Source organism: Paenibacillus piri (assembly GCF_004354045.1).
In the GTDB taxonomy this organism is placed as follows: domain Bacteria; phylum Bacillota; class Bacilli; order Paenibacillales; family NBRC-103111; genus Paenibacillus_S; species Paenibacillus_S piri.
The window spans coordinates 16,215-31,123 of sequence record NZ_SMRT01000020.1 but is presented as its reverse complement, the minus strand read 5'-3'; the positions used below and the strand labels follow the sequence as shown (position 1 = coordinate 31,123).

General features: G+C 53.4%; 14 protein-coding genes. 1 reads left to right on the top strand and 13 read right to left on the bottom strand.

The features are described 5' to 3' along the window. Window positions 1-11 precede the first annotated feature (11 nt). The 4 genes from E1757_RS29475 to E1757_RS29460 all read right to left on the bottom strand — a co-directional run bounded on the left by E1757_RS29475 (window position 12) and on the right by E1757_RS29460 (window position 4,404). Window positions 12-887: a carbohydrate ABC transporter permease gene (locus tag E1757_RS29475; RefSeq protein ID WP_246079631.1), complete on the bottom strand. Its 876-nt coding sequence runs from the start codon at window positions 885-887 to the stop codon at window positions 12-14. After that, window positions 884-1,774: a carbohydrate ABC transporter permease gene (locus E1757_RS29470; protein WP_220446552.1), complete on the bottom strand. Its 891-nt coding sequence runs from the start codon at window positions 1,772-1,774 to the stop codon at window positions 884-886. Before E1757_RS29470 ends, E1757_RS29475 begins: the two co-directional genes overlap by 4 nt. A 42-nt stretch (window positions 1,775-1,816) precedes the next feature. Further along, on the bottom strand, window positions 1,817-3,148 hold the full coding sequence (locus E1757_RS29465) for an ABC transporter substrate-binding protein (protein ID WP_133235019.1): 1,332 nt from the start codon (window positions 3,146-3,148) through the stop codon (window positions 1,817-1,819). A 236-nt stretch (window positions 3,149-3,384) separates the two neighbouring features. Then, window positions 3,385-4,404 (bottom strand): LacI family DNA-binding transcriptional regulator, encoded by a 1,020-nt coding sequence (locus E1757_RS29460; RefSeq protein ID WP_165972344.1) that lies wholly within the window; start codon window positions 4,402-4,404, stop codon window positions 3,385-3,387. Window positions 4,405-4,537: 133 nt separating this feature from the next. Between E1757_RS29460 and E1757_RS29455 the strand changes: the two genes are divergently transcribed. Further along, a complete protein-coding gene (locus tag E1757_RS29455; RefSeq protein ID WP_133235015.1) occupies window positions 4,538-5,650 on the top strand; it encodes a PucR family transcriptional regulator in 1,113 nt (370 codons plus the stop codon). Window positions 5,651-5,840: 190 nt separating this feature from the next. Here E1757_RS29455 and E1757_RS29450 read toward each other — a convergent pair whose 3' ends face one another. The 9 genes from E1757_RS29450 to E1757_RS29410 all read right to left on the bottom strand — a co-directional run bounded on the left by E1757_RS29450 (window position 5,841) and on the right by E1757_RS29410 (window position 14,858). Next, complete coding sequence (locus E1757_RS29450) at window positions 5,841-6,257, bottom strand: Rieske (2Fe-2S) protein (protein ID WP_133235013.1); 417 nt, start codon at window positions 6,255-6,257, stop codon at window positions 5,841-5,843. Between the two features lie 18 nt (window positions 6,258-6,275). Continuing rightward, entirely contained in the window at window positions 6,276-7,337 is a 1,062-nt protein-coding gene (locus E1757_RS29445) for an amidohydrolase family protein (RefSeq protein ID WP_133235011.1), read from the bottom strand. 455 nt (window positions 7,338-7,792) lie between these two features. Further along, the gene (locus E1757_RS29440; RefSeq protein WP_133235009.1) at window positions 7,793-9,190 is read right to left on the bottom strand and encodes an amidase; all 1,398 of its coding nucleotides are present in this window, start codon (window positions 9,188-9,190) and stop codon (window positions 7,793-7,795) included. 1 nt (window position 9,191) lies between these two features. Continuing rightward, window positions 9,192-9,398, bottom strand: coding sequence for a hypothetical protein (locus tag E1757_RS29435; RefSeq protein ID WP_133235007.1), 207 nt, complete (start codon window positions 9,396-9,398; stop codon window positions 9,192-9,194). Between the two features lie 187 nt (window positions 9,399-9,585). Beyond that, complete coding sequence (locus tag E1757_RS29430; RefSeq protein ID WP_133235005.1) at window positions 9,586-10,215, bottom strand: cysteine hydrolase family protein; 630 nt, start codon at window positions 10,213-10,215, stop codon at window positions 9,586-9,588. Window positions 10,216-10,242: 27 nt separating this feature from the next. Further along, the gene (locus tag E1757_RS29425; RefSeq protein WP_133235003.1) at window positions 10,243-11,235 is read right to left on the bottom strand and encodes an ABC transporter ATP-binding protein; all 993 of its coding nucleotides are present in this window, start codon (window positions 11,233-11,235) and stop codon (window positions 10,243-10,245) included. Between the two features lie 18 nt (window positions 11,236-11,253). After that, a complete protein-coding gene (locus E1757_RS29420; RefSeq protein WP_133235001.1) occupies window positions 11,254-12,153 on the bottom strand; it encodes an ABC transporter permease in 900 nt (299 codons plus the stop codon). 16 nt (window positions 12,154-12,169) lie between these two features. Further along, window positions 12,170-13,117 carry an ABC transporter permease gene (locus tag E1757_RS29415; protein WP_133234999.1) on the bottom strand — a complete coding sequence of 316 codons (948 nt, stop codon included), beginning with the start codon at window positions 13,115-13,117 and terminating at the stop codon, window positions 12,170-12,172. A 136-nt stretch (window positions 13,118-13,253) separates the two neighbouring features. Next, window positions 13,254-14,858 (bottom strand): ABC transporter substrate-binding protein, encoded by a 1,605-nt coding sequence (locus E1757_RS29410; RefSeq protein ID WP_133234997.1) that lies wholly within the window; start codon window positions 14,856-14,858, stop codon window positions 13,254-13,256. Window positions 14,859-14,909 lie beyond the last annotated feature (51 nt).

Here is a 14,909-nt window from a genome sequence, read left to right as displayed (position 1 = left end):
TTCGACAGCAGCTATCCTTTAATGCCGGAAGTCGCGATACCTTGGATAATATATTTTTGACAAAACATATAAAAGATCAGAACCGGCGCTTCGGCAATAAACGCCCCGGCCATCATCAAGTGCCAATGTGTCATGAACTCGCCTTGAAAGGAACGAAGCCCGACCTGGATCGGCTGAAACTCGATGGAATCGATCACGATCAGCGGCCACAGAAAGGAGTTCCATTCGCCGAGGAAAATGAAAATGCCTAACGTCACAAACGCCGGCTGCGCCAACGGAATCATAATGTTCCAATAAATGCGGAAGCGGCTGCACCCGTCAATTCTCGCAGCCTCCTCCAGCTCCTTCGGAATCGACAGAAAAAACTGCCGCAGCATAAAGACGCCGAACGCCGTAAACACGCTGGGAAAAATTAACGCGCTGTACGAATTGAGCCAGCCCAAATATTTCATAATCAGGAAGTTCGGAATCATCGTTACCTGCTGCGGGATCATTAACGTCGTTAAGAACGACATAAACAATATATTTTTCCCTTTAAAATCCATTCTGGCGAACGCGTAGGCCGCCATCGAGGAAACGAACAGCGACAGGATCATGACCGAGACCGAAACGAACAGCGAGTTGAACATAAACCGGGCCATCGGGATGCTTTGAAACACTTCGACATAATTATGGAAACGGAACGTTTCCGGTATCCAGCGGATCGGGATTTCCGAAACTTCCTCCAAATTTTTCAGCGATGACGAGACCATCCAAATAAACGGCAGCACCATTATTCCCGAGAAAAAAAGGAGGATGACATACGTAATGAAATGCGTAATCCGCTCCATGCTCGACTTCTTCAAGCCGCTGGCGACAACTCCGGTCGCAGACAGATCGGCGTTCATGCGTTCGCCGCCTCCCTTCTATGATTGACATAGGTTTGGATCAGCGTGAACACCAGAAGAATGATGAACAGCACCCAGGCAATAGCCGAAGCGTAGCCCATATTGAAAAATTTAAAGCCCTGCTGATAAATGTACAGCACTAGCGTGTTGGTCGCGACGCCCGGTCCGCCCTCGGTCATGACGAGCGCATAGCCGAACACCTGGAACGAGTGGATGACCGAGATGACTGTAATAAAGAACGTCGTCGGCCGCAGCAATGGGAGCGTAATATACCAGAACCCGTTCCATTTGCCGGAGCCGTCGATTTCGGCCGCCTCGTACAAATCTTTCGCTATATTTTGCAGCCCCGCCAAAAAGATGACCATGTTGTAGCCGATCGTTTTCCAGATTGTGACGATAATGATCGAGGGCAGCGCCCAGGTCACGCTGGTCAGCCATGTCGGGGGCTCCTGCACCCCGATTTCCCGCAGCAGGACGTTGATCAAGCCGACCTCCGGGTTATACAGCCATTTCCAGACGAGCGAAATTGCGACTGTCGAAGTCATGACCGGCATGAAATAGATCGTTCTCCAGAACGCGATGCCGATGATTTGCTGGTTGAGCAGCAGCGCCGCCCCCAAGCCCAGCGCAATGCTGAAGGGGACGACGCCGACCGCATACCAGAACGTGTTTTTTAATGCCGTCATGAAGATCGGATCGTTCGTAAAAATTTTCAAATAGTTTCCCAAGCCGATATATTTCGGATCGGACAGCGTATTCCAGTCGTAGAACGAAATACAGAGGGAAGCTATCAAAGGGATGGCGGTAAAGATCGCAAAACCGATCACTGCCGGCAGCAAAAAATAATACGCCACCATCGTATCGCCTAACCAAAATCTCCTCGCCATGCTGCACCTCCCGGGCATCCGTAGTCGTTTTATGCCTATTCGTTATTTCGCCAATACAGGATTGACCTCATTGTCGATTTGCTTCATCGCATCGTCCAGCTTCCCGTTCGGATCAAGGAAATAGAGGCCCAAATATTTTTTGATGATCGTATCCATCTGCACCCAGGCCGGATGGTTCGGTTTGACCCGAGCATGATCCGTATATGCCTCCAGCGCAACCTTGCGATTCACCTTAAACTTATCGGGCGGCAAATATTTTTTCTCGTCGTTCAGAATCGATTTGCGTACCGGGGCGGAAAATCCGGTGCTGATCAATATTTCCTGTCCGACGGGGCCGTTGATGAATTTGGCCAGCTGCCAGGCCGCTTCCTTGTTCTTGCTCGCTTTCGGGATCGCCAGTCCGGTCGGAGACAGCGCTCCGTCGCGCCCTTTGGGTCCTTCGGGGAACAGCGCGATATCCCATGGGAATTTCGCCTTTTGCATCGTTGCGATAAACGAACCCGCGTCGTAGTGCATCGCGACCTTCTCATTCAAAAACATCGCCGACGGCACCGCGTTCGTATAATTGCTCGGATTCGGCGCTATTTTATGCACATAAATCAGGTCGTGCAAATATTTCAGCGCCTGCTTGCTTTCATTGGAATTGAAAATGAACTTTTTTCCGTCCGGGCTCAAATAGTCGCCCCCGGCCTGCCATATGTAGCTGGCGCTGATGTCGGAGACTTCGCCCTGAAAGCCGATCGCATATATTTTCTTGTTCGGATCGGTGCTGTTGTTCGTCAGCTTCTTTCCCTGCTCGATCAGCGTATCCCATGTCCACGAGCTGTCCGGATATTTGACGCCGGCTTCGTCAAAAATCCGCTTGTTGTAAAACAGCGTCCGGCCCGCCGAGTTTCTCGGAAGCGCCCACTGCTCGCCGTTATATTCCAGCGCTTTCATCAGCCGTTCGAAAATGTCGCCGAAATTTTCCTTATCCCACTCCTGCTTGATCCATTTCGTCTGCGGCTCCAGCACGCCGGATGCGGCGAAGGAGATCAGGTCGTTGGCCGTAAAATTAATCAGGTCCGGCTGGGTGCCGCCCGTAAACGAGGTTTGAATTTTCGTCAAATAATCGGCGGGAATATAGACCGGCTCGACCGTAATGTTCGGATTCCGCTTCATAAATTCGTCGATGACCGCGATATGCAAATTTTTCGTATCGGTATCTCCCCAAAAAGAATACTTGATCGTCACCTTTTTATTCGGATCGGCCTTTGCCTCGGCAGGCTGCTGCTTATCGCCCGAATTCGTCGTGGACGTAGCCGCAGGCGTCGAGCTGCATGCGGTCAAGAGCATAACAATCGACGCACATAAAGCCATAGCTCGTTTGTTCATTCCGTTCCCCTCCTTTTAATATGAAATCGCTTGCATTTATAAGCCGCACCTTTCATTCGACCACCCTTTCGCCTGCTTTATAAAGCCTTCTGTTTGCTTGCAACTTCATTAAACAACTTTTGCTTTTTCAATACATTAGAAATATGAACTAAAAATTGGCGCAACCGCCGACAACATTTTGTTCCGCTGCACAAAAACGTTTTTGTAATGAATCAAAATAAAAGCCGGCGTCCGGATCAAACCCGGATGCTGGCTGTGGAATTGCGGATGACGAGCTCGCATTGCAGCGTTGTCGGCTCCGGCCTGCAGTCCGGATCGTCGATCATCCGGTTTAAAAATTCCGTCGCGAGCCTTCCCATCTCGTATCTTTGCTGCCTAACGGTCGTCAGCGCCGGATTCGACCTTTCCGCCACCGCGATATCGTCGAAGCCGACGACCGAGATGTCCGACGGCACGAACAAGCCTCGTTCCCGCAGCGTATCGATCACGATCACGGCCATTCGGTCGCTCGCTACGAATATTCCCGTAATATTATCCGCCCGCTCCTGGAGCTTGATCGCCGCATCCCGCGCCCCTTTGTTCGTGAAGTAGCAAAATTCGACCAGCCGCTCGTCGTACGCAAGTCCGGCCTCCAGCAGCGCATCCTTATATCCGTTCAACCGGTCGACTCCGGCTTTCCCGTAGATGTCCCCGCCGATGAATGCGATCCGCTTATGCCCGAGCCGGATTAAATGGGTGACGGCATCCTTCGTGCCTTGGTAGTTGTTGGACTCGACATAGGTGCAGCGGTCGCCCTGCAGTTGAAAATTGATGCTCACGCAAGGAATGCCCGATTTCTCCAGCTCGCGGATCTGATCCTTCTTCAGCTTCTCCTCCCGGTTCAGGATCAGAAACACGCCGTCGACGCCGCGTTCTTTGCTGAGCGAGGTGTAGGTCGACAATTCCTTGTTTGAATTGGCGAAAATAAGCAGGTCCCTACCCGATTTCCCGGCCTCGATGCGAATGGCCGAAATAACTTCCTGGTACATCGGGTCATCGAAGCCGGAATTGATCCGGTCGCCGAAAAACAGGCCGATCATATGCGTTTTCCGCAGCACCAATCCGCGGGCTATCGCATTCGGAAAATAATTGAACTCCCGGGCCACCTCCATGACCCGCTTTCTCGTTTCCATGCTGACATCCGAATAGCCGTTCAACGCCCGCGATACGGTCGAGACGGACACGCCTGCCTTTTGCGCGATTTCCCGTATAGACATTTTCTCATCTCCATCTTGTTGATTCATATATATGTGTTATAATAAAGTGGTTCCAAAAACGTTTTTGTTACTAATTATAATCGACCCGCGATTATAGTCAATAGACGATCCCGTTGGAGGTTGATGGAGCGTTATGAAATTGACGGCCCAAATTGCTTCTCCTTTTCTTAATCAATTCTCAGCATCCATTGACAGCAGGACTTACATAACGGACGAAACAGGACTCATCGTCGCATCGCCCTGCCCGGATCAGCACAACCGGGTTCATGAAAGCGCTGTTACAGCGCTTGCCGCCGGCGAGGACCGGGTAGCGCCCGACCGGCTGTTTTTGCTCGTCGAGCACGAAGGGCATGTCGTCGGGGCAATCGGCATGGATGGCATAGCCGACAACGCGCAGCTCAAGCATCAGCTGCTGCGAGTATTGAAAATCAGTCTCGAAGCGACCTTGGGACAGCTGGCCGTGCAGGCGGTCCTCAATTATAAACAGGAAGCGGTCGATTCGTTCGTGGCCGATTTGATCAATCCGTATCATTTCGATCCGGAGAAGCTCGGGAAGCTGGCGCTTTCTCTCGATATCAATCCAGCCCAGCAGCGGACCGTATTTTTGATCCACATTCATGAGATCGTCTCGCAGCCCCGGACCGACGAATTGAAACGAAAGGCTATCGGCAAAATCAAGCTGGAAACGGAGCAGGATACCATCGTTTCCTTCACGGGCGAACGTCTGCTGTTTTTATGCGCTCATGTGAAAGGCATCCATCCGTATGCCGAGCGCAAGCTGGCCGAGCAGCTGCACTGCAGCCTGGCGCTGTCGGGATTGCAGGCTTATATCGGCATCGGCAGGCGGGAAGCCGGGATGAAAGGCTTGCGCACCTCCTACTTTCAAGCGCTGCAAAGCATGCGGTTGCTGATGAAGCTCGATAAAGACACGCGCTGCGCCCACATCGACGATTGGGGGCTGATCAGTCTGATCGACAGCATCCCCGCAGAGCTCAGGGAGCAGTTCACCAGCCATTATGAATTTATACAGCATTTGAATCCGGAGATGGAGGAGACGTTGGAAGTATTCCTGGAATCGAACCTGAACACGAAGGAAGCCGCCGACAAGCTTCATCTGCACCGTAATACGCTGCTTTACCGGCTGGAGAAACTGTCCGAGACCATCGAGCTGGACCCGAAAAAATTTAACGATGCGCTTGTTTACAAATTTCTGCTCATCTGTAAACGGTTGAAAATAAGCGGATAGCCCCGGGCATAAGGGCGCGGTCCAAATGGGTATCGACCTTTGAAACAGTCCCCCATAATGTGCAAAGCCGCCGCCAACGCCACTATAAGTGGGGATGGCGGCGGCTTTGCACATCCAAATTCATTCAGAGCGAGGGGCTGAAAAAACAACCGCGGCTTCCGGCACAGCCCCGCATTTGCGCTTACATCGCTTATATATAAACGACAACCCAGCCGGACTCCACCTTCACGGGGTACGTTTCGACGCTCGGCGGCTCCGGCTCCGCTACGGTTTCAACCGCTTCAACCGCAACCTCATATGTTTTGACATAACACTGATGAGGGTCGAAAATCGATTTGCCGGACGTAATGTCAAATTCCCAGCCATGCCACGGGCATCGGACGATTTCGCCCTCGCGGCCGTACACGTACTGCCCCGGCTCGCAGGGCATGGTCATCCCCGTCACTGTGCCGACGCACAGCGGAGCGTTTTGATGCGGGCAACTATTTTTCATCGCATAGTAGCTGCCATGCACATTGAATACGCCGACCGACCTCCCTTCGAGCTGAACGATTTTTCTGGCGCCCTTTGGCATTTCCGCAGCTTTCGCAATCACATGTCTGCCCATAACCGGTATCCTTCCCTTTTATAAGTTGTAAAATGAACGCGCATTTTCATTAAATATTCGCTGATGCAGCTCCTCGGGCAGCTTCGGAAACGCATATTTGGGCGAGTCGAAGTCGAAATGCGGGTAATCGCTCGCAAACATCAGAATGGTTTTGGCGTCGATCATCTCCATAATTTGCAGCAAATGCTGGTCGTTGCTCGGACGTTCGATTGGCTGAGAAGCGAATCGCACGTGGTCGTTCAAATAAGCGCTCGGCAGCTTTTTCAGCCACGGGACTTCGTAACGCAGCGCCTTGTAGTTTTGATCCAGCCGCCACATCAATCCCGGCAGCCACGAAACGCCGCCCTCGACAAGCACAACCCTGAATTCGGGAAACCGTTCAAAGACGCCTTCGGTGAGAAAGCTGACCAGATGCGACATAAAGCTGGTGCACAGCAGCGTATGCCATTCGATAAAATGGGTCGGATAGCCGGGGGTCGCCTGGATGTTGATCCCGACGCCGTCCGTGCCCGGATGGATCGCCAAGGGAAAGCCATGCTTCGCGCACGCTTCGTAAATCGGATAATATTGGCGCTGCCCGAATGGCGCTCTCGCCCCCGAATCGGTCATGACCTGTACGAAATGCGGATGCCCGGCCCATCGCTCGATTTCTTTGGCCGCAGCCGCCGGATCCTGATGAGCGATCGTAATCGAGCCCTTAAACAAGCTATCCTCGTTGTTACGGTCAAGCCAGTTGTCGGCAAGCCAATCGTTGAATGCCGCAGCTACGGCCGTGGCGAAATCCGGATCGGGATACAGATTGCAAAAGGCGCGGGGCAGCAAAATCGCCCGCTCGATCCCGTACAGATCGATATGATGTTCCCTTAAATAAGCCGGATCGGAGCCTGCAGGTCCTCCGCTCGGGGTTCTGGCATCCATCCTTCCGTTATTGACCGGGTTATCGTACATGCCCCGGCCGCCGCCTTTATACCTGCTTTTCCAGGGCTCCCGCAAATAATGCCGGATCTCGTCCAGATGAGCCGGGTAAGGATGTACGTCGCAATCGATAATTCCGCGTTGCCTTTTGCCGCTTAATGTCATATTCGTTTCCACCTTTATTCAGTTGTTATGAAGCGCCTTCTTCTGTTTTCATCATACTAAATAAAAGCGGCGACCGAATTGGCGCACCTCCTAAATTATTTCGCAAGTCGACCGTGAAAATCTGTGCTGCTGAACAAATGAAGTCGTTTGATCCCGATTACCGCTTGCGCTGCGGTTAGCCGATTCAAGTACATCGCTACCCCCTCGGCCCGGATGAAGCTTTTTAACAATCGTCTGTACTGTCTACTCATCCTTGGACGCGTTCTCCGCCACGGTATCAACTGGTGATACGGTCCCCAAAAAATGCAAAGCCGCCTCCATGCCACTACATAAGTGGGGATGGAAGCGGCTTTTACATGCAAATTCATATCAGAGTGGGGGGATGAAAATCCAAAAATGATCTTTGGGACAGCCTCTTCGTCATTACACTGTCCGGTTTGATCGGTTTACCCGGTCTACGCGACCCAATGCGTTTCATCGGGCAGCTTCTTGTACAAGGCGGCATACTGCTCGTAACAATGTCCGATCGTCAGAATGTCCCCTTCGCCGAACGGCCGCCCCATCAGCTGCAGGCCGACCGGCAAGCCCTCCGATGTAAACCCGCATGGGAGCGACAAAGCAGGCAGCCCCAGAAAGTTCGCCGTCGAGGTCATGCTCTGCATGGCAAGCGACGTCTCATTTTCGTACTGCTTGATTTTTTTCGCTGCGGTAGGCGTCGTCGGAGTGACGAGCGCATCCACCTTGGCGAAAATGCCGCTGAATTGGTCGCGCATACGGGTTCTCAGTCTCTGTGCTCCTATGTATGCTTCCGCCGTAAAATATTGACCCAATTCAAACGACAGCCGCAGCTTCGGCCCATAGCCTTCGGGCTGCTCTTGCAGATTGTTGTGATGGTAAGCGTAAGCCTCTGTGTTTAATATAATCCTGTGGGCGCCCAGCAGCTCATCCATCGACTCGATCGCAACCGGAATCAGTTCCGCACCCAATGTCTCCAAATCGTTTAATGCCCGGCGGACTGCAGCTTCGACGTCCGGCGCCAAATTGTCGTAGAAGTAACTGGACGGAACGCCGATTTTTTTGCCCCGCAAGGAATCCGTTTTGACGAATGACGACTCGCTCCAATTCGGGGCGGCGCAGGAGCCATCGTCGTTCTCGTCATACCCGGCCATCGCGCCGAGCATCAGCGCGGCGTCCTCGCAAGTTCGCGTCAAGGGGCCGATATGGTCGAGCGTCCATGATAACGGGCTGACGCCGTATCGGCTTACAAGACCATAGGTCGGCTTCAAGCCGACGACGCCGCAGTAGCTCGCCGGGTTGCGGATTGAGCCGCCGGTATCCGTACCGATCGAACACAGTACGAGCGCCGCCTGCACCGCAGACCCCGATCCCGAGCTGGAGCCGCCGGGAATCGATTCCGTGTCCCACGGATTTCGGGTCCAGCCGTAATGGGGGTGAGGCGCTTTAAACGCGTATTCGTTCAAATGGGCCTTTCCCATCATGACGGTTCCGGCATCGACCAATTTTTGCGCAACGGTCGCATGAGCGGTCGGCGTATATTCCGGGGCGATTCTGGAGCCGTTCGTCATGGGACAACCGGCATATGCGATAATATCTTTCAGCGATATCGGAATGCCATGCAGCGGTCCCCTGTAATTGCCGGCCATTATATCCCGCTCCGCCTGCTCGGCCTGCTTTTGCGCGGCATCCTCCAGAACGGTAATGAACGTATTGAGCTTCGCTTCGTACCTGTGAATCCGTTCCATACAATAGCGGAACAGCTCGACGGGGGACAGCTGCCTGCTTCGGATCTGCCGCCCTGCTTCGGCTATCGTAAGCCACTCTGTCATCTCCATCTTATCGGACCTCCGGCGTAAAGATCGGTGCAGGCTCCAAATCCAGCGGAAAGCTGCGGGATGCTTTCAAGACACCGTCCATCATCGTGTGCAAGTCCTTCGCATATTGGGCAAAACAGCCTTCCAGCTCCGGATAAAGCGTGCGTCCGTTCCATTGTTCCGTTAACCGTTTCAACGTTTCGGCTTCCATAGGCTCCATAAGATTCATAAGATTCACAGCATCCTTTCGATATTAAAATGGGGAATCAGATGGGGACTCTACCCCATCTGATTCAAGGCCCACCTTAGAGGTGGGGGTCTTAACCCGATAAAGTCGTAATCGGATAACGGCTCTCGCGTCCGTAAGATACACACCCGTCTCCCAAACAAGCGTGGGCGCCTATCGCCCGGCACGGTTAGGCCGGCAGCTTGGCTGCAGCGGCCCAATACTCGAGCACCTCGGAGGAGTGAAGCGCGAGCCCGAAGCAGGCCTCGATGTTTTGGAAAGTCGATTCATGCAGCTCCTGGCTGTAGCCGGCGGAGCCGTCCTTGACTACCGTAACATGATAATCGAGCATAAATCCGTCCCGGGCCGTCGATTCTACGCAGACGTTGGTCGCCACGCCGGTAATGATGAGCGATTTGCGGTTCAAATTGCCGAGAATCATGTCCAGCTCCGTCCCGATAAATGCGCTGTACCGGTGCTTTTCGACGATGATGTCTCCGGGCTGCGGAACGAGCTTGTAAAATTCAGCCCCCCAGCTGCCCTTCCGGCATATGGCGAGCGGGTCCGTATGTCCCGAAGGGCGCGGACGCTTTGCCCATGCCTCGGATACGGTATGCTCCGACTGCGTCATCTGGATAAACACGACCGGGATGTCCTGCCGTCTTGCCTCGCCTATTAATGCTTCGATAGCCGGAACAATCGCCTGGGCCCCCGAAACATCTCTGCCCATTGAGGCGCAAGCCCCTTCCTCATGGCAAAAATCATTTTGCACGTCAACGATAATCAATGCGGATTCCCGTGGATCCAAATGTTGGTTCATCCTTCATTACCTCCCGATAATTAAAATTTATGAAACGACCCGGGCCTCATGGCCGGTTTCGTACAATAGGCAGGCGACCTGATGCCCCTGTCCGACCTCGGTTGTCCGCGGTACGTTGTGCGTGCAGCGTTCCTCGGCAAATTTGCAGCGTGTGCGGAAGCGGCAGCCGGACGGAGGGTGAAGCGGACTCGGCAGCTCCCCCGCAATCGGGGTGTGCTTGTTCAGCGTCGTGACGCCGACCTCCATCGAAGGAGCCGAGTTCAATAAAGCTTGCGTATACGGATGGTACGGGTTCGAATACAGCCGGTCCGCAGGCCCTTTCTCCACCACCGTACCGAGGTACATGACCATGACCTCGTCGCTCATATACTCGACGACATTCAGATCGTGGGATATAAACAGGAGCGACAGCGAAAATTGCTTTTTCAAATCCTGGAACAGGTTTAACACCTGCGCCTGCACCGATTTATCAAGCGCTGACACCGCCTCGTCGGCGATCAAAATGTCCGGCTCGACAATAAGCGCCCGCGCGATCGCCACCCGCTGCCGCTGTCCGCCGCTCAAGCTGTGCGGGTACCGTCCGGCATACGACTTGGGCAAGCCAACCGCATCCAGATAGCTGTGCGCCTGTTTTCTCGCTTCCTGCTTCGATGCCCCGTTCACCCACAGGTTAAAGGCGACATTATCCAAAATGGTCATTTTCGGGTTCAACGAGGAGTACGGATTTTGGAACACCATTTGCATGTTTTGCCGGATTTTCCGCATTTCGTTTTCCTTCAGCCCTACGATATTTTGTCCCCGAAATCGCACCTCGCCCAAGTCGGGCTCGATCAGCCGCAAAATCAGGCGGGCCAGCGTCGATTTGCCGCAGCCGGATTCCCCGACGATGCCGAGCGTCCCTTGCTCCTTCAGCGCGAACGAAACTTCCTTGACCGCAGACACCTCTCCCTTAGCCTTTCCCCATAATCCTTTGACCGGAAACGATTTGCTTAACGCTGCAACTTCCAGGATCGGTTCCACTAGGCGACACTCCTTTGCTTATTTCTTCGCTTCCAAAGCATCCCTCAGTCCGTCGGACACCAGATTGATCGTCAGCGCGCTAAGAAAGATGAAAAATCCGGGAATGACCGTAACCATCGGATTGATGAAAATTTGCTGCTTCAGATTGTTCAGCATAATGCCCCATTCGGCAGCCGGTGGCGATACCCCGAGCCCGAGGAAGCTTAGGCCGGAAGCGAGGACGAGGCTGATGCTGATCTGTGTCGTGCTGTAAACGAACACTTTACTGAAAATATTCATCACAATGTGGTAGCGGATAATCGTAAAGGAGCCGGCCCCGCTCGATTTGGCCGCTTCGATGAACTCCTCCGTTCTCACCCCCTTCACAGCCGATTCGGCAATCCGCGCTACCGGCGGGATGAAGACGATCGAAATCGCGATGATGATATTATCGATCCCCTGGCCCAGCGCGGAGGAAATGCCTACTGCCAGCAGCACGGCCGGAAACGAGTAAAAGATGTCGAGCGTCCGCATAATGAGCGTATTCAACAACCCGCCGAAGTAACCGGCCGTCACGCCCAGAAACCCGCCGATGCAAGCCGCAATGAGCACAGGCATAATTCCCGCAAACAAGCTGAGCCGGCCGCCGTATAAAATTCTCGTCCAAATGTCGCGCCCTTGTTCGTCCGTTCCCAGAAAGTGACCGGTCGTACCGAGCGGAAGCAGGCGATCCGTCACTTTGCCGGCCAAAGGATCATATGGAGCGATGATCGGCGCAAAGATGCTGGACACGATAATGAACAGCAGAATGATAAGCGAAATAAAGGCAACCTTGTTGCGGTAAAAGGCTTCCCAAAACATGAGCAGCTGCGATTCTTCTCTTGGTTTGATCACGAATAACGTTTTTTTGGCGGCTGCGCCCGTATTCGATTGGATCATCGTTTGCGTCACCTCCCTAGGCCGTATGCCTGACCCTTGGATCGATCATCCCATGAATCATGTCCACGATCAGATTTAAGCAGACAAACAGAACCGCGATAACAAGAACGCCCGCTTGGATGACCGGAAAATCCCGCTGGCTGATCGCCTGGTAAATCAACGAGCCGACACCCGGCCATGAAAATACGGTTTCGACCAGCACCGAGCCTCCCAGCAAATAACCGAACTGCAAACCGGCTACGGTCAAAATCGTCGGCGCGCCGTTTTTCAGCACATGGAGCAGCACCGTATACGAACCCGCTCCTTTCGCTCTGAGCGTAGTAACGAAATCCTGCTGCAAAATATCGTATACGGTGCTCCTTACCATTCGCGTCATGATGCCGAGCGTCGTCATTCCGGCTGCAATGGATGGCAGAATCAGATGGTACATCACATCAAGCGCATCGCCTCCGCCTATCCGGCTCATGCCTGACGACGGCAGCCAACCCAGCATGACCGAGAACACTCCGACCAATATGAGCGCCGCCCAAAAATTCGGAATCGTGACACCTGTCAAGCCGATAATATTCGCCAGCGAAGCGATCCACGATTTCGGCCTGTACGCGCTGTACACCCCGATTACTATACTGAGTCCGAAGGACAGGACGCCGGCGGCTGCCGATAAAATCAACGTATTCCGCAAGCCTTCGAACAGCAGCTCGTTTACGGCTATCCGCTTGATGATCGATCTTCCGAAATCACCATGCATGACGTGCAGCAGCCAGTCGAAATATTGAATGTAAAGCGGCTTGTTCAGCCCTAATTGCTCGATTATTTTTTGCCGGTCGACCTGCGACGCATCCGGCGGCAGGATGCTGTTGACCGGATCTCCCGGAACGATCTGCAGCATCAGGAACACGATCACCGTGACGCCGAACAAGGTCGGGACGATTAGCGCCCCACGTCTTAACAAAAAGTGAAGCATGGTTGGTTAACCCTCCTAAGAGTTTTGCATAGCAAAACTGGCTTCGTAAGCTTACGCTAAGTTTTGCGTAGCAAAAACTGGCTTCGTAAGCATACGCTAAGTTTTGCATAGCAAAACTGGCTTCGTAAGCATACGCTTACTCGAGATGGATGGTCGTTAAATCGGCGAACCAGGATTGCGGCTGCACGAACCCTTTGACATTCGGGGAGAGCACGCGCAAATTCAAATCATAGACGACGTACAGCCAAGGCGAATCATCGGCCAGCAGACCACCCGCTTCTTTCAAATACGCATCTCTTTCCGATTCCGTAAACGACTGGCGCGCCTTGCCCAACAAATCGTCGAGCTTCGGATTCGAGTATTGCCCGTAGTTGCTTCCGTTCGGCAGGAAGGAACTGGTCGCAAAGAAACGTTCGAACGTCGATGGAGCGACCGGGGCAAGCGAAATATTATACGCCCCCGTTTTCGCGTCCGGAAAACCTTTACGGATTTGGGTCAGCAGCGTCTGCCACTCGATCGCGTCGATTTTCACATCGATGCCGACGGCCTTCAAATTTTTTTGTATGAACTCGTTCATCGGCAGCGGCCACATATTGCCCGAACCGCTGGTCGGTACGATGAAGGTCGTCTGGAAGCCGTTCGGGTAGCCCGCCTCGGCCAGCAGCTTCTTCGCTTTCTCCGGATCATACGTATATTTGACCGCTTTATCGTTATACCAGGCATGACCCGGATACAAAACCTGTGATGCCGGTTTGGCCACGCCGTTCAATAGCGATTGGGACAGCCCGTCGCGGTCCATCGCATAGTTGGCCGCCTGGCGAACCCGTTTATCGGCCCACGGCCCTTCCTTCACATTGAGTACGTAAGGCCATATATGCGGATAATCGTTGAGTAGTACCTGGAAGCCGGCGGATTTAAGCTGATGGACGGATTCCGGCGGAGGAATTTCCGCCCAGTTCACCTGTCCGGACTGCAGCGCCGCCAAGCGGGCAGAAGAATCCGGAACCGGCCGCAGCACGATTTGATCCACCTTCGGTGCGCCGCCCCAATACTTGTCGTTCTTTTCCATAATCATCTCCTGCCCCTGCTTCAGACTGACGAATTGAAACGGGCCGGTTCCGACAGGATGGTTGGCATAATCGGCGCCGCTTTTTTTAACGGATTGCGGACTTGGAAATACGATGAAGGCCAGGTCGTACAGAAGGAAGCTGTAAGGTTCCTTCGTTTTGATCTGTATGGTCGCATCGTCCACTTTTTTATAGGAATCGATATACTTCAAATAGGTGATGATGCCTGCGGCTGCCTGTGCGTTATATTGCGGCGAGTCCTGCTTCTTCACCCGGTCAAGCTGGTAAATGACCGCATCCGCGTTGAACGGCGTTCCGTCGTGGAAGGTGACGCCCTGACGCAAATGGAACGTCCAGATCGTCGGATCTTCTTTGGAAACTTCCCACGATTCGGCTAGTCCCGGGCCTACATCGGCAGGTTTGTCTCCCTGCTTCAGATTCCACTTGGTCAATCCGTCATACAGCTGAAATCCGACGAACCTCCAGCCTTCAAAGCCTTCGGTCGGAGACGTGTCGGGGAGCGGGATGTTGGAAGCGGACATGGCGATAACGAGCTGGCTCGTTTTGCCCGACGAAGTCGTATTCGCTTTGCTGCAGGCTGTCAAAAGAAGCATGAGAACGATGAGTAAACTGATGTAACGGTTAGTATTGCCGCCGCTTGTCCGGGGATGCATGGAATGCGACCTCCTTTTATCGTTTGTTTTGCCGATCGGTTGTACAAGCAG